This is a genomic window from Streptomyces sp. DH-12, assembly GCF_002899455.1.
Lineage (GTDB): Bacteria > Actinomycetota > Actinomycetes > Streptomycetales > Streptomycetaceae > Streptomyces.
Genome location: NZ_PPFB01000001.1, coordinates 419,842 through 443,467, shown reverse-complemented (window position 1 = coordinate 443,467; position 23,626 = coordinate 419,842). Strand labels below are relative to the sequence as shown.

At 75.9% G+C, this 23,626-nt stretch carries 1 protein-coding gene (cut by a window edge); it reads right to left on the bottom strand.

Going from position 1 to position 23,626, the window contains the following annotated elements; all coding sequences use genetic code 11:
- A protein-coding gene (locus C1708_RS01155) for a non-ribosomal peptide synthase/polyketide synthase (protein ID WP_133169039.1) crosses the window boundary here: on the bottom strand, window positions 1-23,626 show its 5' portion. The gene continues 5,303 nt to the left of window position 1, outside the view; 23,626 of the gene's 28,929 nt are visible here — the first part of the coding sequence; it begins with the start codon at window positions 23,624-23,626; its stop codon lies off the left edge, out of view.

The window sequence follows — 23,626 nt, the reverse complement described above, 5'->3', positions numbered from 1 at the left end:
ACACCCGCAGCCGCAGCGCGTCGTGGTGGTCCAGCAGTGCCTGAACCGCCGCCGTCAGCCGCTCCTCGCCCAGCCCCGGCGGAACCTGGAGCAGCACCGACTGCTGGAAGCCGGCCGCCGTGCCCCGCCAGTCCCGCAGCCAGCGCATCACCGGAGTCGGCTCCACCGGACCCGTGCCGTCGTCCTCGGCGGCGTCCGCCGGTTCCTCGCCGGCGGTGCGGCAGACCTTCGCGAGTGCGGCCGGCGTCCGGTGCTCGAAGACGTCGCGCGAGGTGAGCACCAGACCGGCCCGCCGTGCCCGGCTGACCAGCTGGATCGACATGATGCTGTCCCCGCCCAGGGCGAAGAAGCCGTCGTCCGCGCCCACGCTGCCGAGGCCCAGTACCTCCGCGAACAGCGTGCACAGGGTCCGTTCCGCGGGAGTGCGGGGTGCGCGTCCCGCGCCCGCCGTGCCGGTGAAGTCGGGCACGGGCAGAGCCGCGCGGTCGAGCTTGGCGTTCGAGGTGATCGGCAGCGCGTCGAGCAGGAGGATGTCGGAGGGGACCATGTACTCCGGGAGTCGTTCGGCGAGGGCCGCCCGGAGCGTGCCGGTGTCGGGGACGCGGCCTGGTTCGGGCACGACGTAGCCGGTGAGGTGTTTGGCGCCGGAGGGTGCCTGGTGCACCAGGACGACGGCGTCGGCGACTCCGTCCTGTTCGCCCAGGGCGCCCTCGATCTCGCCGGGTTCGATGCGGAAGCCGCGGATCTTCACCTGCTGGTCGGCGCGGCCGAGGAAGTCCAGCACTCCGTCCGGTGTCCAGCGCACCAGGTCTCCGGTGCGGTACATGCGGGTGCCGGCCGGTCCGAACGGGTCGGCGACGAAGCGCTCCGCGGTCTGCGCGAACCGGTTCAGGTAGCCGCGGGCCAGCGCGTCACCGGCGATGTACAGCTCCCCGGGCGCGCCGGGCGGCACCGGACGCAGCCGGCCGTCGAGCACGTAGGCGCGCATGCCGTCGCGGGCGCGGCCGATGGGAACGCTGCCCGGCACCCGGGCCGCGTCGCGCAGGGTGTGCTGGGTGGCGAACAGGGTGATCTCGGTCGGGCCGTAGATGTCGGTGACGGCCGTGTCCGGGCACGCGGTCAGGACACGCCGCACGGACGCCGACGAGACCACGTCTCCGCCGGTCAGCACCTCGCGGACGCCGGCCAGGCAGCCGGGGTCCTCCTCCGCCACCACGCGGAAGAGCCCGGCGGTCAGCAGCAGCGAGGTCACACCGTGGGCGCGGAGGGCACGGGCGATGGTGGAGACGTCGAGGTCACCGGGCGGTGCGACGACGACCTCGCCGCCGCCGAGCAGGGGCATCCACAGCTCATAGGTGGACGGGTCGAAGCCGTACGGCGAGTGCAGCAGCACCCGGCGCGGGCGCGCGTCGGCACCGGACGCGGCACCAGTGCTCCAACGGCGGTCGGTGGCCAGGCTCACCACCCCGCGGTGGGTGATCTCCACGCCCTTCGGCTCGCCGGTGGAGCCGGAGGTGAACATCACGTAGGCGGCGCTGTCCGGCAGGACGCGCGGGGCGGGGGCCTGGACGGCTGCCTCCTCCGGTCGGTCGTCGTCGCCGATCACGACCTCGTGCTCGACGCCGGGCAGCCTGTCGGCGGCCGTACTGCCGTCCGTGACCACGACGCGGCATCCGGTCAGCCGTGTCATCGAGGCGAGCCGGGCCTCGGGCAGTTTCCCGTCGAGGGGCACGTAGACCGCTCCGGCCTTGAGCACGGCGAGGACCGCCGTCACGACCTCGGGCGAGCGCTCCATCAGCAGCGCGACCCGCTCCTCCGGGACGACGCCCAGGGACAGCAGCCGCGCCGCGAGCCGGTCCGCCCGCTCGTCCAGTTCGCGGTACGTGCGCACGCCGCCGTCCCAGCGGACGGCCACGGCCTCCGGCGTACGCGCCACCTGTGCGGCGAACGCCTCGACCACGCTCGTCGCGGGTCTCACCGAGTCCGCGTCGACGTCGTTCCAGTCGGTCAGGACGCGGTGCCGCTCCTCGGCCGTGAGGACCTCGACGGTGCCGGACGGGCGGGCGGGGTCGTCGGCGAGCGTCCGGAGCAGGGCGAGGAACCGTCCGGTGAGCGTGTGCGCGGCCTCCTCGGTGAGGAGGTGCGGCATGTAGTGGAGCCGCAGCCACAGCCGGTCGTCGTCGCGGAGTCCGGCGGCGAGGGTCACCGGGTAGTGGGTCGCGTCGTGGACCTTCGACCCGCTGACGGTGAGGCCGGAGGAGGGGACGGCCCCTTCGGCGACCGGGTAGTTCTCGAAGACGACGAGGCTGTCGAAGAGCCGCGGCAGGCCGGACAGCCTGTTGATGCGGCTCAGGCCGACGTGCTGGTGGGCCAGCAGCTTCGACTGGGCGTCCTGGACGCGCAGCAGGAGGTCGGCCAGCCGTTCGGCCGGATCGAGGACGACCCGGACCGGGAGGGTGTTGATGAACAGGCCCGCCATGGTCTCGATGCCGGGTATCTCCGGCGGACGGCCGGAGACCGTCGTGCCGAAGACCACGTCGTCGCGGCCGGTCAGCCGGGACAGCAGCAGCGCCCATGCGCCCTGCACCAGGGTGTTGACCGTCAGGCCGCGGTCGCGCGCCAGCCGGCGCAGCGCCGTCACGGCCGGCGCGGGGAGGTCCGCGCCGATCCTCGCGGGCACGCCGGGTGCGCCGGCGACATCGGTCGGGGCGTCCGGGACCAGCAGGGTCGGCTCCTCGACCCCGTCGAGCGCGTCCGCCCAGGCCCGCTCGGCCGCCTGCCCGTCCTGGGCGGCGAGCCAGGCGAGGTAGTCGCTGTAGGGAGTCGGCGGCGGCAGTTCCGCGCCGGCGCCACCGGCGTACAGGGTGAAGAGTTCCTTCGCCAGGACGGGCACCGACCAGCCGTCGAACAGGATGTGGTGGTTCGTCAGCACCAGGCGGTGGCGGGTGTCTCCCAGGCGGAGGAGGGTGAGGCGCATGAGCGGTGCTTGCGCCGGGTCGAGGCGCTGTGCGCGCTCCTCGGCGGCCATCCGGCCGGCCTCCGCCTCCGCGTCCGCCTCGGGCAGGGCGCGCAGGTCGACGGTCCGCCAGGGCAGTTCGGGGTCGCGGACGACCACCTGGACGGGCACGCCGGCCGTGTCGGGTACGAACGCGGCCCGCAGGTTGGCGTGCCGGCGCAGCAGCGCCGTCCACGCCTCGCGCAGGGTCGCCCCGTCCAGCCGCCCTTCCAGATCGAGTTCGACCTGGGCGGTGTAGACGTCGGTCCCCTCGTGGTCGTAGACGGCGTGGAAGAGCAGGCCCTCCTGGAGCGGGGAGAGCGGCAGGACGTCCTCCAGGCCGGGGTAGGCGGCCTCCAGGGCCTCGACCTGCTCCTGGATGAGCGCCGGTACGAGGGGGAAGTCGGACGGCGTGTGGCCGCCGTTCTCCGCGCCCGTGTCCGCGAGGGTCTCCAGCGCCCGCAGCCACCGCTCGGCCAGGTCCCGCACCTCCGCCTCGTCGAGCAGCTTCCCCGCCCACGCGAACGTCGCCGACAGCACCGGCCCCTCGGGGCCCTCCTTCGCGATGGCGTTGATGTCGAGCGCGTGCGGCAGCGGCGTCGTCGGACCCTCGAGGCCGCCCGGCCGGTCGAGCGGCGTCCAGTCGGCCGCGGATCCCGGGGATGCCGAGGACCCCGGGGACGCCGACACGGAGACCGTACGGCCCAGGTAGTTGAAGCCGATCTGGGGCTCGGTGAGCGCGGCCAGGGCGTCCGCGGTGCCGGTGTTCAGGCGGCGCAGCAGGCCGTGGCCGAAGCCGTCGCCGGGGACCGCCCGCAGCTGCTCCTTGACCCGCTTCACCGCGTCCGCCGGGTCGTCCCCGGAGCCGGTGACGTCGAGTCGTACGGGGTGGACGCGGGTGAACCAGCCGACGGTACGGGAGAGATCCACGTCCGCGCCGACGCGGTCGCCGTCGCGGCCGTGGCCCTCCAGGTCGATCAGGACTCCGTCGGCGGCATCGGCGCCGCGCGCCGCGCGCCACTGGCGCACGGCGAGGGCCAGCGCGCCCAGCAGGACGTCGTTGACGCCGCCGTGGAAGGCGGCCGGGACGGACGACAGCAGCGGTGCCGTGCGGGTTTCCGGCAGCGTCACCGTCAGGTGGCGGGCGGTGGCGGTGGTGTCCTGCGACCGGTCCAGCGGGCGACGGCCGAGCGGAGGCTCGTCGGCGCCCGCCAGGTCCGTCCAGTACGGGAGTTCCGCCAGCAGCGCCGGCTCCTGCGCCCGCTCGGTGAGCAGCCGCGCCCAGCGCCGGAACGACGTGCCCACCGGCTCGAGCTCGATCGGCTCACCCGCCGCCAGCGCCTCCCACGCCTGCCGCAGGTCCGGCAGCAGGATGCGCCACGACACCCCGTCCACCGCGAAGTGGTGCGCCACGATCAGCAGCCGGCCGGAGTCCTCCGGCCCCGCGTCGAACCACACCGCCTGCACCATCACGCCCGACTCCGGCGCCAGCCGCGCCACCGCCGCCCGCGCCTCCTGCGCCACGTCGGCACCGGCCAGGGACACGCGGCGCACGCACCGGGCGGCGTCCACGGACCCGCGCTCACCCACCTCCAGCGCCCCGTCCGCGTCCGCGGGAATCCTCAGCCGCAGCGCGTCGTGGTGGTCGAGCAGTGCCTGCACGGCCGCCGTGAGCCGCTCCTCGCCCAGCCCCGCCGGGACCCGGAGCAGCACCGACTGCTGGAAGCCCGCCACGGTGCCCCGCCACTCCCGCAGCCAGCGCATCACCGGAGTCGGCTCCACCGGACCCGTGCCGTCGTCCTGCGCCGTGTCCCCGGCCGTGGTGCGGGGACCGTCGGCGTCACGGCACACGTGTGCCAGGGCGGCGGGTGTCTGCCGCTCGAAGACGTCACGCGGGGTGAGCACCAGACCGGCCCGCCGTGCCCGGCTGACCAGCTGGATCGACATGATGCTGTCCCCGCCCAGGGCGAAGAAGCCGTCGTCCGCGCCGACCCGTTCGACGCCCAGCACGTCCGCGAACAGGCCGCACAGCAGTGCCTCCCGCTCCGTGCGGGGCTCCCTGCCCCGGCCCGACTCCTCCGGGCGCGGCACCGGCAGGGCGGCCCGGTCCAGCTTCCCGTGCCGGGTCAGGGGGAGTTCGTCCAGGACGAGCAGGGTGCCCGGGAGCGCGTAGTCCGGGAGTCGTTCGGCGAGGGCCGCCCGGAGCGTGCCGGTGTCGGGGACGCGGCCTGGTTCGGGCACGACGTAGCCGGTGAGGTGTTTGGCGCCGGAGGGTGCCTGGTGCACCAGGACGACGGCGTCGGCGACTCCGTCCTGTTCGCCCAGGGCGCCCTCGATCTCGCCGGGTTCGATGCGGAAGCCGCGGATCTTCACCTGCTGGTCGGCGCGGCCGAGGAAGTCCAGCACTCCGTCCGGTGTCCAGCGCACCAGGTCTCCGGTGCGGTACATGCGGGTGCTGGCCGGTCCGAACGGGTCGGCGACGAAGCGCTCCGCGGTCTGCGCGAACCGGTTCAGGTAGCCGCGGGCCAGCGCGTCACCGGCGATGTACAGCTCCCCGGGCGCGCCGGGCGGCACCGGACGCAGCCGGCCGTCGAGCACGTAGGCGCGCATGCCGTCGCGGGCGCGGCCGATCGGCACGGCCGGCGGGACCGCGTCCCGGTTCTCCATGGTGTGCGCGGTGGCGTACACGGTGATCTCGGTCGGGCCGTACGCGTCGGTGACCACGGTCCGGGGGCAGTGCTCCAGCACCCGGCGCACGGTGGCGGCCGTGACGACGTCGCCGCCGACCATCACCTCGCGGACGCCGGCGAGGCAGCCCGGGTCCTCCTCGGCCACCACGCGGAAGAGTCCGGCCGTCAGCAGGAGCAGGGTGACACCGTGCTCGCCGACCGCCCGCGCGATGGCCGCCACGTCCGGGTCACCGGGCGGGGCCACCACGATCTCCCCGCCGTTCAGCAGCGGGACCCACAGCTCGCAGGTGGACGGGTCGAAACCGTACGGCGAGTGCAGCAGCGCCCGGATGGGGCGCCCGGCGTCGAACGCGGTCGTCCAGTGGCGGTCGGCGGCCAGGCTCACCACACCGCGGTGGGTGATCTCCACGCCCTTCGGCTCGCCGGTGGAGCCGGAGGTGAACATCACGTAGGCGGCGCTGTCCGGGTGGGGGCGCACGGCGGCCGGAGGGTGGCGCGGGTCCTCGTCGGCCACCGTGACGAAGTGGTCGGCGCGAGGCAGCAGGGCGGGTGCCGTGTCGCGGTGGGTGCCGTCCGTGACGACGACCGACGCCCCGGTCTGCCGCAGCATCGTGTCCAGCCTGGCCGGGGGGAGGTCGGGGGCGAGGGGCACGTAGGCCGCCCCGGCCTTGAGCACGGCGAGGACCGCCGTCACGACGTCCGGCGAGCGCTCCATCAGCAGCGCGACCCGCTCCTCCGGGACGACGCCCAGGGACAGCAGCCGCGCCGCGAGCCGGTCCGCCCGCTCGTCCAGTTCGCGGTACGTGCGCACGCCGCCGTCCCAGCGGACGGCCACGGCCTCCGGTGTACGCGCCACCTGTGCGGCGAACGCCTCGGCAACGCTCGTCGCGGGTCTCACCGAGTCCGCGCCGACGTCGTTCCAGTCGGTCAGGACGCGGTGCCGCTCCTCGGCCGTGAGGACCTCGACGGTGCCGGCGGTCCGGTGCGGCTCGTCCACGAACGTCCGCAGCACCCGGACGAACCGGTCGGCGAGCACGCGTGCCTCCTCCTCGCCGAACGCGGTGGGCGCGTACTCGATGCGCAGGGACACCCCCTGCTCGTGCGGTGCCGCGAGCAGCATGAGCTGGTAGTGGGCCGCCTCACGGGTCTCCGCGCGGGTGAGGACGAGGGACGTGCCGGTGAGGGCCGTGGCTCTCTCGTCGACCGGGTAGTTCTCGTAGACCATGGCCGAGTCGAACAGGCGGGGCAGCCCGGCGAGACGCTGGATGTCGCTCAGTCCGAGGTGCTGGTGGGCCATCAGGTCGGCCTGCTCGTCCTGGAGGCCGCGCAGCAGGTCCTCCAGGGTCCGGTCCTGGTCGAGCCGTGCCCTGACGGGCAGGGTGTTGATGAACAGGCCCGCCATGGTCTCGATGCCGGGTATCTCCGGCGGACGGCCGGAGACCGTCGTGCCGAAGACCACGTCGTCGCGGCCGGTCAGCCGGGACAGCAGCAGCGCCCACGCGCCCTGGAGGACCGTGTTGACGGTGAGCCCGCGGGACCTGGCGTACGTGACGAGGCGGGTGGCCAGGCCCGGCGGGAGCTCGGGGCGCACCCGTTCGGGGCGCGCGGCCGGCGCGGTCCGGTCGGGGGCGGCGGGCGCGGCGAGCGTGGGCTCGTCCACCCCGTCCAGGGCCTGGGCCCAGGCGGTGCGCGCGGCGTCGCGGTCCTGTGCGGCCAGCCAGCTCAGGTAGGCGCCGTAGGGGGCGACCCGGGGCAGCGCGACCGCCACGCCCCCGGCCGCGTACAGGGCGAACAGGTCCCGGGCGAGGACGGGCACCGACCAGCCGTCCAGCAGGATGTGGTGGTGCGTCAGCACGAGCCGGTGGTGCTTGTCGCCGAGGCGGAGCAGCGCGGCCCGCAGCAGGGGCGGACGCGCGGGGTCGAAGCGCTCGGCGAGCTGCGCGTCCGCGATCCGGTCGCTCTCGGCGGCCTGCTCGGGCTCGGGCAGGGCGCTCAGGTCGGCCGTGAGCCAGGGGAGTCCGGGAGCGCCGGCGATCACCTGGACCGGGGTCTCCGTGACGTCGTGGACGAACGCGGCCCGCAGGTTGGCGTGCCGGTCCAGCAGCGCCGTGCAGGCGGCCCGGAGCGCGCCCGCGTCGAGGGGCCCTTCGAGGTCGAGGCAGAGCTGCGGGGTGTAGACGTCGCTCTCGCCGCCGTCGTAGACGGCGTGGAAGAGCAGGCCCTCCTGGAGCGGGGAGAGCGGCAGGACGTCCTCCAGGCCGGGGTAGGCGGCCTCCAGGGCCTCGACCTGCTCCTGGGTGAGCGCCGGCACCAGGGGGAAGTCGGACGGCGTGTGACCGCCGGTCCCGGTGTCCGTGCCCGGGTCCGCGAGGGTCTCCAGCGCCCGCAGCCACCGCTCGGCCAGCTCCCGCACCTCCGCCTCGTCCAGCAGCCCGCCCGCCCACGCGAACGTCGCCGACAGCACCGGGCCGTCCGCACCGTCGACCGCGACCGCGTTGACGTCGAGCACGTGCAGCAGCGGTGTCGCCGGGTCGGTGCCGGCGCCGAGGCCGTGCGCGTCGTCGGCCACCGTCCAGTCGCCGTTCTCCGAAGCCGGCGACGACGTGCTCGTGCGGCCCAGGTAGTTGAAGCCGATCTGCGGCCGGGCGCAGTGCGTCAGGAGCGGGGCCGTCTGCGGGTTGAGGTAGCGCAGCAGTCCGTGGCCGGAGCCCTGGCCGGGCACCCGGCCGAGCTGTTCCTTGGCCTGCTTGGCGGCGCCCACGGGGTCGTCGCCCGTGACGTCGAGCCGTACGGGGTGGACGCGGGTGAACCAGCCCACCGTGCGGGAGAGGTCCACGTCCGGACGGTCGCTGTCGCGGCCGTGGCCCTCCAGGTCGATCAGCACCCCGCCCTCGGCGCCGCCGCCACGGACCTCGCGCCACTGGCGCACGGCGAGGGCCAGCGCACCCAGCAGGACGTCGTTGACGCCGCCGTGGAGGGCGGCCGGGACGGACGACAGCAGCGGGCCCGTGCGCGCCCGCGGCAGTGTCACCGTGAACTGCCGCGCCGTGGCCACCGTGTCCTGCACGGGGTTCAGCGGGCGGCCGCCCAACGGCGGCTCCGGGGCCGCGAACGTGTCGGTCCAGTACGGCAGTTCCTCCAGCAGTGCCGGGTCCTGCGCGCGCTCGCCGAGCAGGGCCGCCCAGCGCCGGAACGACGTGCCCACCGGATCGAGCCGGACCGGCTCACCGGCCGCCACCGACTCCCAGGCCTGCCGCAGGTCCGGCAGCAGGATGCGCCACGACACCCCGTCCACCGCCAGGTGATGCGCCACGACCAGCAGCCGGCCCGGGGCCTCCGTGCCCGCGTCGAACCACACCGCCTGCACCATCACGCCCGACTCCGGCGCCAGCCGCGCCACCGCCGCCCGCGCCTCCTGCGCCACGTCGGCACCGGCCAGGGACACGCGGCGCACGCACCGGGCGGCGTCCACCGACCCGCGCTCACCCGCCTCCAGCGCCCACACCAGTCCGCCCGCCGTGCGGGTCAGCCGCAGCCGCAGGGCGTCGTGGTGGTCGAGCAGCGCCTGCACGGCCGCCGTGAGCCGCTCCTCGCCCAGCCCCGCCGGGACCTGGAGCAGCACCGACTGGTGGAAGGCGTCGACGGGGCCGCGGCGCTCGCGCAGCCGGTGGACGATCGGGGTGAGCTCGACGGGTCCGGTCCCGTCGTCCTCGGCGCGCACGGCCGGCCGGTCGTCCTCGCGCCTGCCGACCCGCGCCAGCTCGGCCACCGTCTGGTGGGTGAAGACGTCGCGCGGGGTGAGGACCAGACCGGCCCGCCGCGCCCGGCTGACCAGCTGGATCGACATGATGCTGTCGCCGCCCAGCGCGAAGAAGCCGTCGTCCATGCCCACGTTCCGGGCGTCGACGCCGAGCAGCTCGGCGAAGACGCGGCGGAGGGTCTCCTCGTCCGGGGTGCGCGGCGCGCGTCCTCCGTCCGCCGGACCGGCGGGGTCGGGCACGGGCAGAGCCGCGCGGTCCAGCTTGCCGTTGGGTGTGACGGGGAGCGCGTCGAGCACCATGACCTCGGCGGGGACCAGGTACTCGGGCAGGCTGTCGGCGGCCCGGCGGCGCACCTGTCCGCCGTCCAGGGTGCGGCCGGGCTCGGGCACGACGTACCCCACCAGGCGCTTGCCGCCGCCCGCGGGATTCTCATGGGCCACGACCGCGGACGCGGACACACCGTCCTGCTCGCCGAGCGCGGCCGCGGCCTCGCCCGGTTCGACGCGCACGCCGCCCACCTTGACCTGGTCGTCGACGCGGCCCAGGTACTCCACCACCCCGTCCTCGGCCCAGCGGGCGAGGTCGCCGGTGCGGTACATCCGGGAGCCGGGCGGGCCGAAGGGGTCGGCGACGAAGCTCTCCGCCGTGGCGCCGGGACGGCCGAGGTAACCGCGGGCCAGCTGGGCACCGGCGATCCACAGCTCGCCCGAGGCGCCCGGCGGTACGGGCTGGAGGGCCGCGTCGAGGACGTACAGGCGGGTGTTGCCGACCGGACGGCCGAGCGGCGGCGGGCCCTCCGGGTCGGCCGGGCAGCGCCACCAGGTGACGTCGATGGTGGCCTCGGTGGGACCGTACTGGTTGAACAGGGTCACACCCGACGCGCCGAGGGTGCTGTGGAAGCGCCGTACGAGGTCGGCGGGCAGGGCCTCGCCGCCCGAGAACACCCGGCGCAGGCCGGTGCACTCGGCGGCGCCCGGCCGGTCGAGGAAGGCACGCAGGACGGTCGGCACGAAGTGCGCGGTGGTGACGGCCCCGTCCCGGATCAGCTCGGCGAGGCGGGCGGGGTCGCGGTGCGCGTCGGGCTCGGCGACGACCACGGCGGCGCCGGCGAGGACCGGCCAGAAGAGCTCCCACACGGAGACGTCGAAGCCGGCGGACGCCTTGTGCAGCACCCGGTCGTCGGACCGGAGTCCGTACTGCTCCTGCATGCCGAACAGGCGGTTGACGACGGCCCGGTGAGGGACGGCGACGCCCTTGGGGCGACCGGTCGAGCCGGAGGTGTGGATGACGTAGGCGGTGCTGTCGGGGTGGGGCGCCGGGAACGCGGCCGCCGGGGACGCGGGCGCCGTCCCGTCGAGGAGCAGCACCGGGACCCGCACGGCGGCGGACAGCAGGCCGCGCGTCCCGTCCGTGGTCACCACGCACACCGGGTCGGTGTCGGCGAGCAGCAGGGCGACGCGCTCCGCCGGGAGGTCGGGGTCCACCGGCACGTACGCGGCACCGGTGCGCAGGACCGCGTGCAGGGCCACGGGCAGGCCCGCCGAGCGCGGGACGAGTACGGCGACGCGGCGCTCCGGCCCGGCCCCGGCCGCGCGCAGGCGGCGGGCGAGGGCGTCGACGCGGGTGTCGAGCTGCGCGTAGGTGAGCCGGTCGGCGCCGCAGACGACGGCCTCGGCGTGCGGGGTGCGCGCGACGCGGTCGGCGAGGAGTCCGGGGATCGTGGTGGACGGGACGTCCATGGTGGTGTCGTTCCAGTCGGTGAGGACCTGCCGGCGTTCGTCGTCGGCGGTGGTGGCGGCGCGGGACACGGTGAGGCCGGGGTCGTCGGCGAACGACTCCAGCAGCCGGGTCCAGCGCTGGGTGAGCAGCCGTACGGCCGCGGGGGTGAAGAGGTCCGCGCGGTACTCGACGCGGCCGTCGATCCCGTCCGGGGCGCCCTCGGGGGTGCGGCGTTCGGCCATGTTGAAGGAGAGCTCGAAGCGGGCGGTGGTGGCGCCGACGCGCATCAGCTCGGTGTCCAGGCCCGGGAGTGCGACGGCGTCGCGGGTGAGTTCGGGCTGGGCGGCCAGCATCACCTGGAACAGCGGGTTGCGGTCCGCCGAGCGGGCCACGCCCAGGTGGTCGACGAGCCGCTCGAAGGGCACGTCCTGGTGGGCGTAGGCGGTGAGGTCGGTCTCCCGCACCCGCCGCAGCAGTTCCCGGAAGTCCGGGTCGCCGCCGGTGTCGGTGCGCAGGACGAGCGTGTTGACGAAGCACCCGACGAGGTCCTCCAGCACCTCGTCGCCGCGTCCGGCCACGGCCGTGCCGAACGGGATGTCCGTCCCCGAGCCGAGGCGGGTCAGCAGGGCGGCGAGGGACGCCTGGAGCGTCATGAAGACGGTGGCGGAGTGCTCGCGGGCCAGCTCCGCCAGGCGGGCGTGGAGCGGCGCGGGGAGACGGAAGGCGTACGAGCCGCCGGGCGCGGCACCGGCGGTGTCACCGGACGCGGCGGCGCGGGGGTCCACGGGCAGGTCGATGCGGTCCGGCAGGTGGGCGAGCTGCTGGCGCCAGTAGGCCAGTTGCCGGGCCGTCACACCGTCCGCGCCGTCGTCCGCCAGCAGCTCGTGCTGCCAGAGGCTGTAGTCGGCGTACTGGACGGGCAGGGGCGTCCGGTCGGGAGCCCGCCCCGTCGTACGGCTCCGGTACGCGGCGGACAGATCGGCGGCCAGCGGTCCGAACGACCAGCCGTCGGCGGCGATGTGGTGCAGCACCAGCGCGAGGACGTGGTCGTCCTCACCCAGCTCGAACAGGGTCGCCCGCAGCGGGATGTCGGAGGCGAGGTCGAAGGGCCGCCGCACGGTCCGCTCCAGCGCGGCGGCCAGATCCGCCTCGGCGACCCGGCCGGTCTCCAGGACCGGGCGGGCCCGCTCGGCGCCGGTGTCCAGGATCTCCTGGCGAGGAAGGCCCTCGGCGTCGGGGAAGACCGTGCGCAGCACTTCGTGGCGGTCCGTCAGGTCGGTGAGCGCGGCGCGCAGCGCGGGGACGTCGAGACGGCCGCGCAGCCGCAGCACCACCCGCATGTGGTAGGCGTCCGTGGTCCCCTGCGCGAGCTGGTGCAGGAACCACAGGCGGCGCTGGGCGGGGGACAGCGGGACGTCGTCCGGCCGGGCCACGGCGGTGGGGCGGGGCCGGGCCGGGGCGCCGGTGGCGGCGGCGACGTGTTCGGCGAGCTCCGCGACCGTGGGGGCCTCGAAGACGGCGCGGACGGGGAGATCGACGCCGAGCGCGTTGCGCAGGTGGGCGACGAGGCGGGTGGCGAGCAGCGAGTGTCCGCCCAGTTCGAAGAAGCCGTCGTCGATGCCGACGCGTCGGCCGGTGCCGAGGAGCCGCGCGTACAGCCCGCACAGCACTTCCTCGAGCGGTGTGCGCGCCTCGCGACCGCCGTACGCCGCGGAACCGTCGGTGGGGGCGGGCAGGGCGCGGCGGTCCACCTTGCCGTTGGGGGTCAGCGGCAGCCGGTCCAGGACGACGAACGCGGCGGGCACCATGTACCCGGGCAGCCGGGCCGCGGCGTGGCGGCGCAGCTCGGCCGGGGCCGGGGCGCTGCCGGACTCCCCGGACTCACCGGGACCAGTGGGCTCACCGGACTCCGGGAGGACGTAGGCGACCAGCCGGGGGTCGCCTTCCGGGGTGTCCCGGCGCACGTCCGCGACGGCGCGGGCGACCGCCCCGTGCCCCTCCAGAACCGCCTCGATCTCGCCGAGTTCGACGCGGTGGCCGCGCAGCTTGACCTGGTGGTCGGCGCGGCCGAGGTGGTCCAGGCGGCCGTCCGCGGTCCAGCGGGCCAGGTCGCCGGTGCGGTACATGCGGGTGCCGGGCCCGCCGTACGGGTCGGCGAGGAAACGCTCGGCGGTCGGGCCGGGGCGGCCCGCGTAGCCGCGGGTGACGCCGGGTCCCGCCAGGTAGAGCTCGCCCGGAGTGCCGGCCGGGACCAGGCGCAGGCGGTGGTCCAGGACGTAGGCGCGGACGCCCGGGCGGGGGCGGCCGATCAGGAAGCGGCCGCCGGACCGCAGCGCGCCCGGCTCGTCCACCGCCTGGAAGGTGCTGCTCATGGTGGCCTCGGTGGGCCCGTACTGGTTGACCACCAGCGGGGCCCCGAGAGCGGCCACCCGCTGAAGGTGACCCTCGGTGAGCGCTTCGCCGCACGTCATCACCAGCCGCAGGGAGGGGCGCTCGCCGGCGGGCAGCCGGTCCGCCTCCTCGTTCAGGGCGGTCAGCAGGGACGGTACGACGGACAGCAGCGCGGTGACCCGGTGGCGGCGCAGGGCGCGGACGAGGGCGCGTGCGTCGTTCGCCTCGTCGGGCGGCACCATGACCACGCATCCGCCGGCCGCCAGGGTGCCGAGGATGTCACGCACCGAGGGGTCGAAGGACACGGACGCCAGGTTGAGCACGACGTCCTCGGGGCCGAGCCCGGCGACGCCGGACGTCAGGTACGGCAGGTAGGCGGCGACCCCGCGGTGCGGCACCACCACCGCCTTGGGCCTGCCGGTGGAGCCCGAGGTGTGGATGACGTAGGCCGGGTGGGCGGGCGTCGGCGGTTCGGCGCTCCCGTCGTCGGTGAGGTCGTCGTCCGGCAGGGCGGACAGCGCGCGTCCGGTGGCCGGGTCGTCGAGCAGGACGGCGGTGCCGCGGGCGTCCTCGGGCAGCGATGCCGACGCCTCGGTGGTGGTCAGCACCGTCACCGGCCGGGCGTCGGCGAGCATGTGCGCGATACGGTCCGCCGGGTAGCCCGGGTCCACCGGGAGGTACGCCGCGCCGGACTCGACGACCGCGAGCAGGGCCACCACCAGCTCCGGGGAGCGGGGCACCGCGACGGCCACGGTCCGCTCGGGGCGGGCGCCCCGGGCGACGAGCAGGCGGGCCAGGCGGTTCGCGCGGGCACGCAGCTCCCGGCGGGTGAGCCGCTCGTCGCCGAAGAGGACCGCGGGCGTGCCGGAGCCGGTGGCCGTCCGGTCGCGGAGAACGCCGGTGACGGTGCCGGCCGCCGTGGCCTCGTCCCCGTCCGGTGCCCCCTGCCATGCGGTCAGCAGGCGGCCGCGTTCGCGCGGGGTGAGGATCCCGGCGTGTCCGGCGGGCCGGTCGAAGCCCTCGCCGAACTCCTCGAAGAGCCGCACCAGCCGGTCCATCAGCGCGTGGGCGGCCTCCCGGTCGTAGACGGAGGTGTGGTAGCCGAGGGTGAGGTGCATCCGTTCGCCGGGGGCGGCCAGGAGGCGCAGCGGGTAGCTCGTGGCCACGCCGCCGTCCACGGCGGAGACACGGACGCCGTCCGCCGGCCGGAACGCGTCCGGTTCCAGCGGGAAGTTGAGGAACACCACCATCGTGTCGGCGAGCGCCGAGGCGGCGTCGGTCTGCCGCTGGATCTCCGGCAGCCCGAGGTGCTGGTGGGCGGCGAGACGGGACTGCTCCTCCTGCAGCCGGCGCAGGACGGCGGCCGCCGGCCGCGCCGGATCGAGGCGGACCCGCACCGGGACGGTGCTGAGGAACAGACCGATGACGGACTCCACGTCCTCGACGTCGGCCGGACGGCCGGCGCTGGGCGCGTCGAGGACGACGTCGTCGCGGCCCGTCAGCGCGCCGATCAAGGTGGCCCACACGCCCTGCACCAGGGTGGCCGGGGTCAGGTCGTGGCGGCGGCAGTGCGCGGCCAGGCGGGCGGTGAGGTCCGGGGGCAGCAGCCGTTCGACGACCTCGTGTCCGGGTGCGCCGGCCACGTGGCCGTCCGTCCGGCTGCCGGTCACCGGCACCACGAGGGTGGGCTCGGCGCCGTCGAGCGCTTGCCGCCACGCCTGCCGGGCGGCGTCCTTGTCCTGCCGGGCGAGCCAGGCCAGGTACCGCCGGAACTGGGGCGCCGGGGGCAGCGGGGCCGGCTCCGCGTAGGCGGTCAGCAGCTCGTTCAGCAGCAGCGGCTGCGACCAGCCGTCGAGCAGGAGGTGGTGGTAGGTCACGATCATCGTGTGCCGGTGCGGGGCCAGCCGGGCCAGCGCCACCCGCAGCAGCGGCGGCCGGGCCGGGTCGAACGGGGCCGTCCGTTCCCGGGCCCGCAGCACGGTGAGGCGGGACTCCCGCTCCGCCTCACCGGCCGCGGACAGGTCCGTCTCCCGCCAGGGCAGGTCCACCGCGGCGGGGACGACCTGCACGAGGCCCGCGTCCGCGTCGTGCACGAAGGCGGCGCGCAGGCTGTCGTGCCGGGCCAGCACCCGGGCCCAGGCGGCACGCAGCCGGGCCGGGTCGAGGGGACCGTCGAGCGTGAGCGCCAGCTGGACGGTGTAGTCGTCCGCCCGGTCCGGGCCGTCCTCACCCGCCGCCGACGGGGTGCGCGCGGCGGCCAGGGACTCGAAGAGCAGGCCCTCCTGCAGCGGTGTGAGGGGCAGGATCTCCGCCGGGCCCGGGTACGGGGCGGTCAGCCGCTCCCGTACCGGCGCGGGTACGGGCACCAGGTCCTCCTCGCGGGCCTCGCCCCGCGGCTCCGCCGGGTCCGCGGCCCGTGCCACGCCGGCGAGCGCGGCGACGGTGGGGTGCGCGAAGACGTCACGGACGGCCAGGACGACGCCCGCCCGGCGTGCGGCGCCCACCAGCCGCATGGCCAGCACGCTGTCGCCGCCCAGCGCGAAGAAGCTGTCGTCGATGCCCACGTGCGGAAGGCCCAGCAGCTCGGCGAAGGCGGCGCACAGGGCCCGCTCGGTCGCGTCGCGCGGTGCCCGGCTGTCCGGTGCGGCCGCGAAGTCGGGCGCCGGGAGGGCGGCACGGTCGAGCTTGCCGTTCGCGGTGAGCGGCAGTTCCGCCAGCACCACGAAGGCCGCGGGCACGAGGGCCTCGGGCAGGGTGCGTTCGGCGAGGGCGCGCAGTGCGGCCGGGAGCGCGGCGAGGTCGCGTGCGAGTCCCGGCTCATTGGTGAGCCGTGCCGGGGCCGTGACGGACTCCGGTGCGGGGCGACAGACGCACAGCACTTCACCGGATCCGGCGGACCCGGCGTCCGACGCGTCCGCGCGCCGGAAGACCGCGTCGACCGCGCCGGGGCCGGTGACCGACGGCGCGACGGCGACGCGGTAGCCGAGTTCCTCGGCGAGGGCGTACAGGTCCTCGGGGTCCACCGCGCCGGGCACGGGGACGTCGTCCGCCAGGAGGCGCGCGGCGAGGGCCGGTTCGGTTCCCTCGTCCAGCCGGCGGGCCGCCAGGGCCTGCCGGGCGGTGCGTTCGTCGGGGACGCCCGACAGCCGCAGCCACGCCGGGCGGGCCGTGGACAGGACGTGCCGCAGCCCGTCCGGAGGTGTTTCGTCACCGGCCTCGGGGGGACCGGCCGGAGACGCCGCCGGGGCCGTGTGCAGGACGACGTCGTAGCGGTAGCGGCTGAGTTCGTTGCGGTAACGGCCCCGCTTCACCTGGACGTCCGAGGCGGTGAAGGGGGTGCCCGCGCCGGTCCGCGCGGTGAACCAGGCGGGGTCGACGAGGAGTTCGTTCTCGTTCAGCAGGGCCCGGCCGATGGAGCGGCGCAGCGCCGCCGTACTGGTGTGCCGGCCCGGAGCGAGGCGGACGAGGTGCTTCTCCGTCTCGAACACGCGGGCGGCCCGCAGGTCCCGTACGTCACCGACGAAGATCCGGCCGCCGGGCGCCAGCAGCGGCGTGACGGCGTCGATCACCCGGTCCAGGTAGTCGGCGTCCGGGAAGTACTGGATCACCGAGTTGAGGACGACGGTGTCGAAGTACCCGGCGGGCAGGCCCTCGGTGTCGTCCGCCGCCCGGTGCCGCAGGGTCACCCGGCCGGCGAGGTGGTCCGGCATCCGGTCGCGCAGGGTGTCGATCACCGCGGCGGAGAAGTCGGTGGCCCAATAGGCCTCGGTGTCCCCGGCGAGCCGCGACAGCAGCAGGCCCGCGCCGACGCCGATCTCCAGCAGGCGCACGGGACGCAGCGCGCGGATCCGCTCGACGGTCGCGTCCCGCCAGCGGCTCATCTCCTCGAGCGGGAGGGGCCGGCCGTCGTAGCTGCTGTCCCAGGTGGAGAAGTCCTCACCGAAGGCGGCGGTGAGGTCTCCCCCGCCCGGTGTGCCGGGCGTGCCCGGGGCCCGGCCGGGCGCGTAGGCGGACTCCCAGACGGCCTGCCACTCCCGCACCTGCTCGGACGTGGCGGACCCGGGCGCGGACGCGGAGCGCCCTCGGACGTCCGGCACGACATAGGCGGTGAGCTGCCTGCGGCCCGGCTCCTCCTCCCGCACGGTCACCACGGCCCGGCCCACCGCCGGGTGCGTGCCGAGCACCGCCTCGATCTCGCCGGGTTCGACCCGCACTCCGCGGATCTTGACCTGGTGGTCGGTACGGCCCAGGTACTCCAGCGTGCCGTCACCGCGCCACCGCGCCAGGTCGCCGGTGCGGTACATCCGGCTGCCCGCGGGGCCGAAGGGGTCGGCGACGAAACGGAGCGCGGTCGTGCCGGGCCGGGCCGGGTAGCCGCGGGCGAGCTGGCGTCCCGCCAGGTACAACTCGCCCGCCACACCCGGGGCGACCGGCCGGAGCGCCGCGTCGAGCACGTACACGCGGGTGTTGTCCACCGGGGCGCCGATGGGCACCGGGCCCGTCCACGCGGGGAGGCACTGCCACCGTGTGACGTCGATGGCCGCCTCGGTGGGCCCGTACAGGTTGAACAGCGGGACGCCGAGGAGGGCGAGGGACGCGTCGGCGAGGTCGGCCGGGAGTGCCTCGCCGCTGCAGATCACGCGCCGCAGCCGGAACCCGGCCGCGGCGGGCCCGTCGACGGAGTCGAGGAACACGCGGAGCATCGACGGCACGAAGTGCGCCGTCGTCACCCCGTGGTCCCCGACGGCGCCCGCCAGGTAGTGCGGATCGCGGTGCCCGCCGGGGCGTGCCACGACCACCGCGGCGCCCGTGGTCAGCGGCCAGAGCAGCTCCCACACGGACACGTCGAACCCGACGGGTGTCTTGTGCAGCACCCGGTCGTCGGCGGTCAGCGCGAACTCCCGCTGCATGCCCAGCACCCGGTTGGCGATGGCCTCGTGGGAGACGACGACGCTCTTCGGGCGGCCGGTCGAGCCCGAGGTGAAGATCATGTACGCGGCCGAGCCGGGTGCCACGGGGACCGGAGCGGTGCGGGCGGCGCCGGCGCCGACGGGGGCGTCGGCGCCGAGGAGGACGGTGTCCGGGCCGTCGAGGCGGGGGAACCGCTCGGCGAGGTCGCGCGTGGTGAGGGTGCAGGCCGGGGCCGCGTCGTCCAGCAGCAGTCCGATCCGCTCCGCCGGCAGCTCCGGGTCCACCGGCACGTATACGCCGCCCGCGCGCAGCACGGCGTGCACGGCGACGAGCAGGTCCGCCGAGCGCGGCAGGGCGACGGCGACCCGGGTCTCGGGCGCCACGCCCCGCTCGCGCAGCCGTGCCGCGAGCGCCGCCACCCGGGCGTCGAACCGGGCGTACGTCAACTCCTCGCCACCGGCCCCGCCGTCCGCGTACACCACGGCGGTCGCGTCGGGCGTCGCCGCCGCCTGCGCCGCGACCAGCTCGGGCACCGACACGGGCGGCACCGGCACGGCGGTGTCGTTCCACTCGACCAGCACCTGCCGCCGCTCCTCCGGGAGGAGCACGTCGACGGCGCCGACGGTGCGGGCGGGGTCGGCGGCCAGTGCCTCCAGCAGCCGCACCAGCCGTGCGCCGACGCGGGTGATGCCGTCGGGCGTGAAGACGCCGGTGCGGTAGCCGAACCGCAGGCTGAGCCCGGCGTCCTCCGGCACCACCAGCAGCGTCAGCGGATAGTGGGTGCCCGCGTGGACGTGCGGGTCGGTGACGGCGAGGCCGGGACCCGGCCGGAAGGTGGCCGGGTCGACGGGGAAGTTCTCGAAGGTCAGTACGGTGTCGAAGAGCCGGTCCAGGCCGGTGAGCCGGGTGATGTCCGGCAGGCCCAGGTGTGCGGCGGCCGCGCGGCGCGACTGCCGGCGCTGCATCCCGCGCAGCATGTCCCGCAGGTCGTCCGCCGGACGCAGCCGTACGCGCACGGGAACGGTGTCGACGAACAGGCCGACCATCGACTCGGCCCCGTCCACCTCGGCCGGACGGCTGGCGACCGTGGTGCCGAACACGACGTCGTCGCGCCCGGTCAGCCCGGCGAGGAGGAGTGCCCACGCGCCCTGGACGACGGTGTTGAGGGTGAGCCCGTGCGCGGCGGCCAGGTCCCGCAGGGCGTCGGTGGCGCCGGTGGGCAGGTCGACGGTGTGGCGGCCCTGGGACGGCTCCGCCTCCGCCGCGGCGTCCGGCACGAGGAGCGTCGGCGAGTCCAGTCCGTCGAGCTCGGCGCGCCACGCGGCGCGGGCCGCGTCACGGTCCTGCCGCTCGAGCCAGGACAGGTACGTGCGCGGCGGGGCCGCCGGCGGCAGGGGCTCACCGTGGTAGAGGGCGAACAGCTCACGGCCCAGCAGGGGCAGCGACCAGCCGTCGAGCAGCATGTGGTGGTGGGTGAAGAGCACGGCGTGCCGTTCGGGGGCGAGCCGTACCAGGGCGACGCGCAGCAGCGGGGGACGCGCCAGGTCGAAGCGTCCGGCCCGTTCCCCGGCGGCCACCTGCCGCAGCCGCCGGTCCTGTTCCCGGGGGCCGGCGGCCGTCGGCGGCCCGGTGAGGTCCACCTCGCGCCAGGGGAGTTCGACGTCGTCGAGCACCACCTGCGCCGGCGCGTCGGCGGTGTCGGCGACGAACGCCGAGCGCAGCACGGGGTGCCGGCGCAGCAGGGCCTGCCAGGCACCGCGCAGCCGGGTCCCGTCCAGCGGACCCTCGACCGTGAAGCCGAGCTGCACGGTGTAGTCGTCGTCCCCGGCGTTCTGCGCATCGTGCAGGGACTGGAACAGCAGACCCTGTTGTACGGGGGAGAGGGGCAGGACGTCCGAGAAGGACGGATAGCGGGCCCGCAGGCGCCCGAGGTCGTCCTCGTCGAAAGCGGACGGGACGGCGTCCTGCGCGGGGGCCGCGTGACCCGTGCCGCTGCCCTGCGGAACCGCGACGGCGGACAGGTCCGCCACGGTCGGGTGCTCGAACACGTCGCGCAGGGTGAGGGCCAGCCCTTCGCGGCGTGCGGCGGCGACCAGGCGCATCACCGAGACGCTGTCGCCGCCGAGGGCGAAGAAGTCGTCGTCGATGCTCACGCCGGACGGCGTGTCGAGCAGGTCGGCGCAGAGCCGGCAGAGGGTCTCCTCGACCGCGTTCCGGGGCGCCCGGCCGGCGTCGGCGGCGGTCGCCGCCGGGGCGGGCAGCGCGGCCCGGTCGAGCTTGCCGTTCGCCGTCAGGGGCAGCTGCGGGAGGGCCACGAAGGCCGCGGGCACCATGTACGGGGGCAGGTGCCGGGCCAGCGCCTCGGCCAGCTCCCGGTCGCCTGCCACGGGCTGCGCACCCGGGACGAAGTACGCGGTCAGCTGCCGCCGGCCCGGCGTGTCCTCGCGGAGCACGACCGCGGCGCGGGCCACGCCCGGCTGTTCCGCCAGCACGGCCTCGATCTCGCCCGGCTCGATGCGGAACCCGCGCACCTTGACCTGCTGGTCCGCCCGGCCCGTGCAGACCAGCCGGCCGTCCGGTGTCCAGTGTGCGAGGTCGCCGGTGCGGTACATCCGGGTGCCGGGCGCACCGAAGGGGTCGGCCACGAAGCGTTCGGCGGTCAGGCCGGGCCGCTGCGCGTACCCGCGTGCCAGTCCGGCGCCGGCGATGTACAACTCGCCCACCACGCCGGGCGGTACGGGCTGCAGGGACCGGTCGAGGACGTACACCGCCGTGCCGGTGATCGGCCGTCCGATGGTGGCCGGCGCCGATGCTGCGGCGTCGGAGTCCTCGGGCGACAGCTCCGCCGCGGTCGACCAGACCGTCGTCTCCGTGGGGCCGTAGACGTTGGTCACCGACGCGGCGGACGCGAGGAGTTCACGGGCCAGCGCGGCCGGCAGCGCCTCACCGCCGACCAGGACGCGGACACCGCCGAGGACGGGTGCGACCTCGGCGGCCACCGCCTGCCAGAGGCTCGGCGTCGCCTGCATCACCGACACCCGCTCGGCCGCCAGCAGGTGCCGCAGCCGTGCGGGGTCGCGTACCTCGTCGGCCCCGGCCACCACCACGGCGGCCCCGGCCACCAGGGGCGCGAGCAGTTCCAGGTTGGCGATGTCGAAGCCCAGCGTGGTCACGGCGAGCAGGCGGTCACCCGGGCCCAGTCCGGCCCGCCCGGCCATGTCCAGCAGCAGGTTGCCGAGGCCCGACCGGGGGACGACGACGCCCTTGGGCCGCCCCGTGGACCCCGAGGTGAAGATGACGTACGCGGCGGCCGATCCGTGCACCGCGGCGGGGAGCACGCCCTGCGGCTCCTGGGGCCGTTGCCGCCCGTCGGTCAGGACGCGTCGCGGGCCGCTCGGCGCCCGCTCGGCCAGTGCGGCCGTCGTCAGGACGACGGCCGGGCGGGCCTCGGCCACCATGAGCTCCAGCCGTTCGGCCGGATGCGACAGGTCCAGCGGCAGATAGGCGGCGCCGGATCGCAGGACGGCCAGCACACCGGCCACCAGGTCCGCCGAACGCGGCAGCGCCAGCGCCACGCGGTCCTCCGGACCCACCCCGTGACCGGCCAGGACGCCGGCCAGACGGGTCGCCCGGGCGACCAGTTCGCGGTAGGTCAGGGTTTCCGGGCCGGCGGTGACCGCGACGGCGTCCGGCGTCCGGGCCGCCTGGGCCGCGACCAGCTGCCACGGATCGCCCGCCGGATCGCTCACCGGTGCGGGAGCGGGAGCGGGAACGGCGCGGCCGCCGGCGTTCCCGGGACCGGACCAGTCGCCCAGCACCCGCCGCCGCTCGTCCTCGTCGAGCAGGTCACCGTGGCCGATGGGCCGCGCGGCGGCGTCGTCCCCCTTGGTGAGCCGTTCCAGCAGCCGCAGGAACCGCCCGTGGTGTCCGGCCAGTTCACCGTCCGAGTACAGGGCGGGGTTGCCGTCGACGACGACCTTGATGGCGCCGCGCTGTCCCGGGCGTCCGCCGTAGCTGGCGATCGACAGGTCGGCCACCGGCCCGACGGCCAGGCTGTGCAGGGACCCGGGAAGGCCGCCGAAGGAGAAGTCCTGGCCGAACGGCATGACGTTGACGACCGGCCCGTAGAGCCGGCCGCCCGCGGAGAGGCCGAGGTCGCGGGCGAGGTCCGCCTCCGGGTAGCGCTGATGCCGTACCGCGTCCTTCATCTCGGCCGCGACCCGGGCGGTCAGCTCGCCGTAGGTCAGGCCGGGGTCCACCCTCAGGCGCAGCGGGACCACGTTGGACACCATGCCGGGGACGGCGTCCGAGGCGGACCCGGTGCGCGCGGTGACCGGGAAGCCCAGCACCAGGTCGTCCGCCCCGGTCATCCGGTGCAGGTAGGCGGCGGCGCCCGCGACGAAGGCGGCCGGCCAGCTCGACCGGGCGGCCCGCGCGACCGCCCGCATCCCCGACTCGGCCTCCCCGCTCAGGTACGCGGTGCGCCGGTGCGCCGGGGCGCAGGGCGGCGCCGAACGTTCCACGAGAGCGGCCGGCGCGGGCCGGCCGGCCATCCGCTCCCGCCAGTACGCCCGGTCGGCGCGGAAGTCGTCCGAGGCCCGGTAGGCCGTCTGCTCGTCCAGCAGTTCACGGAACGGGCGCAACGCCCCCTCCGCGGGATCGCGCCCTTCCAGGAGAGCGGTGTAGATGGCCGCGGCGCGCCGCACGGCGATACCGGCGCCGGCCCCGTCGCTGATCACATGGTGGACGCCGGAGTACCACCAGTGGCGCTGCTCGGCGACGCGGATCACCGCGCTGGTGAGGTTCGGGGGGTGGCCGACACGGCGCGGGCGCGCCATGTCGGCCGTCATCCAGCGGTGCGCGGCGGCCTCGGGGTCGGCCTCGGCGGACACGTCGACGAAGAGCTGCTCCCACGCGTCGTCCGGCTCGGCCCACTGGCGCAGTTCGCCCTCGTGCTCCCGGATCCGGACGCGGAACCCCTCGGCCTCGTCCAGGAAGCGGCGCGTGGCCTCGGCCAGCAGCGCGACGTCGAGCGGGCCGGCGATGTCGACGTAGATGCCGAGGTTGTAGGCGCGGCTGTCCGGGGCCAGTTGCTGGCCGAACCACATGCCCGACTGTCCAGGGGTCAGCGGCAGGCCACGAAGGTGGTCGTCTTGCAC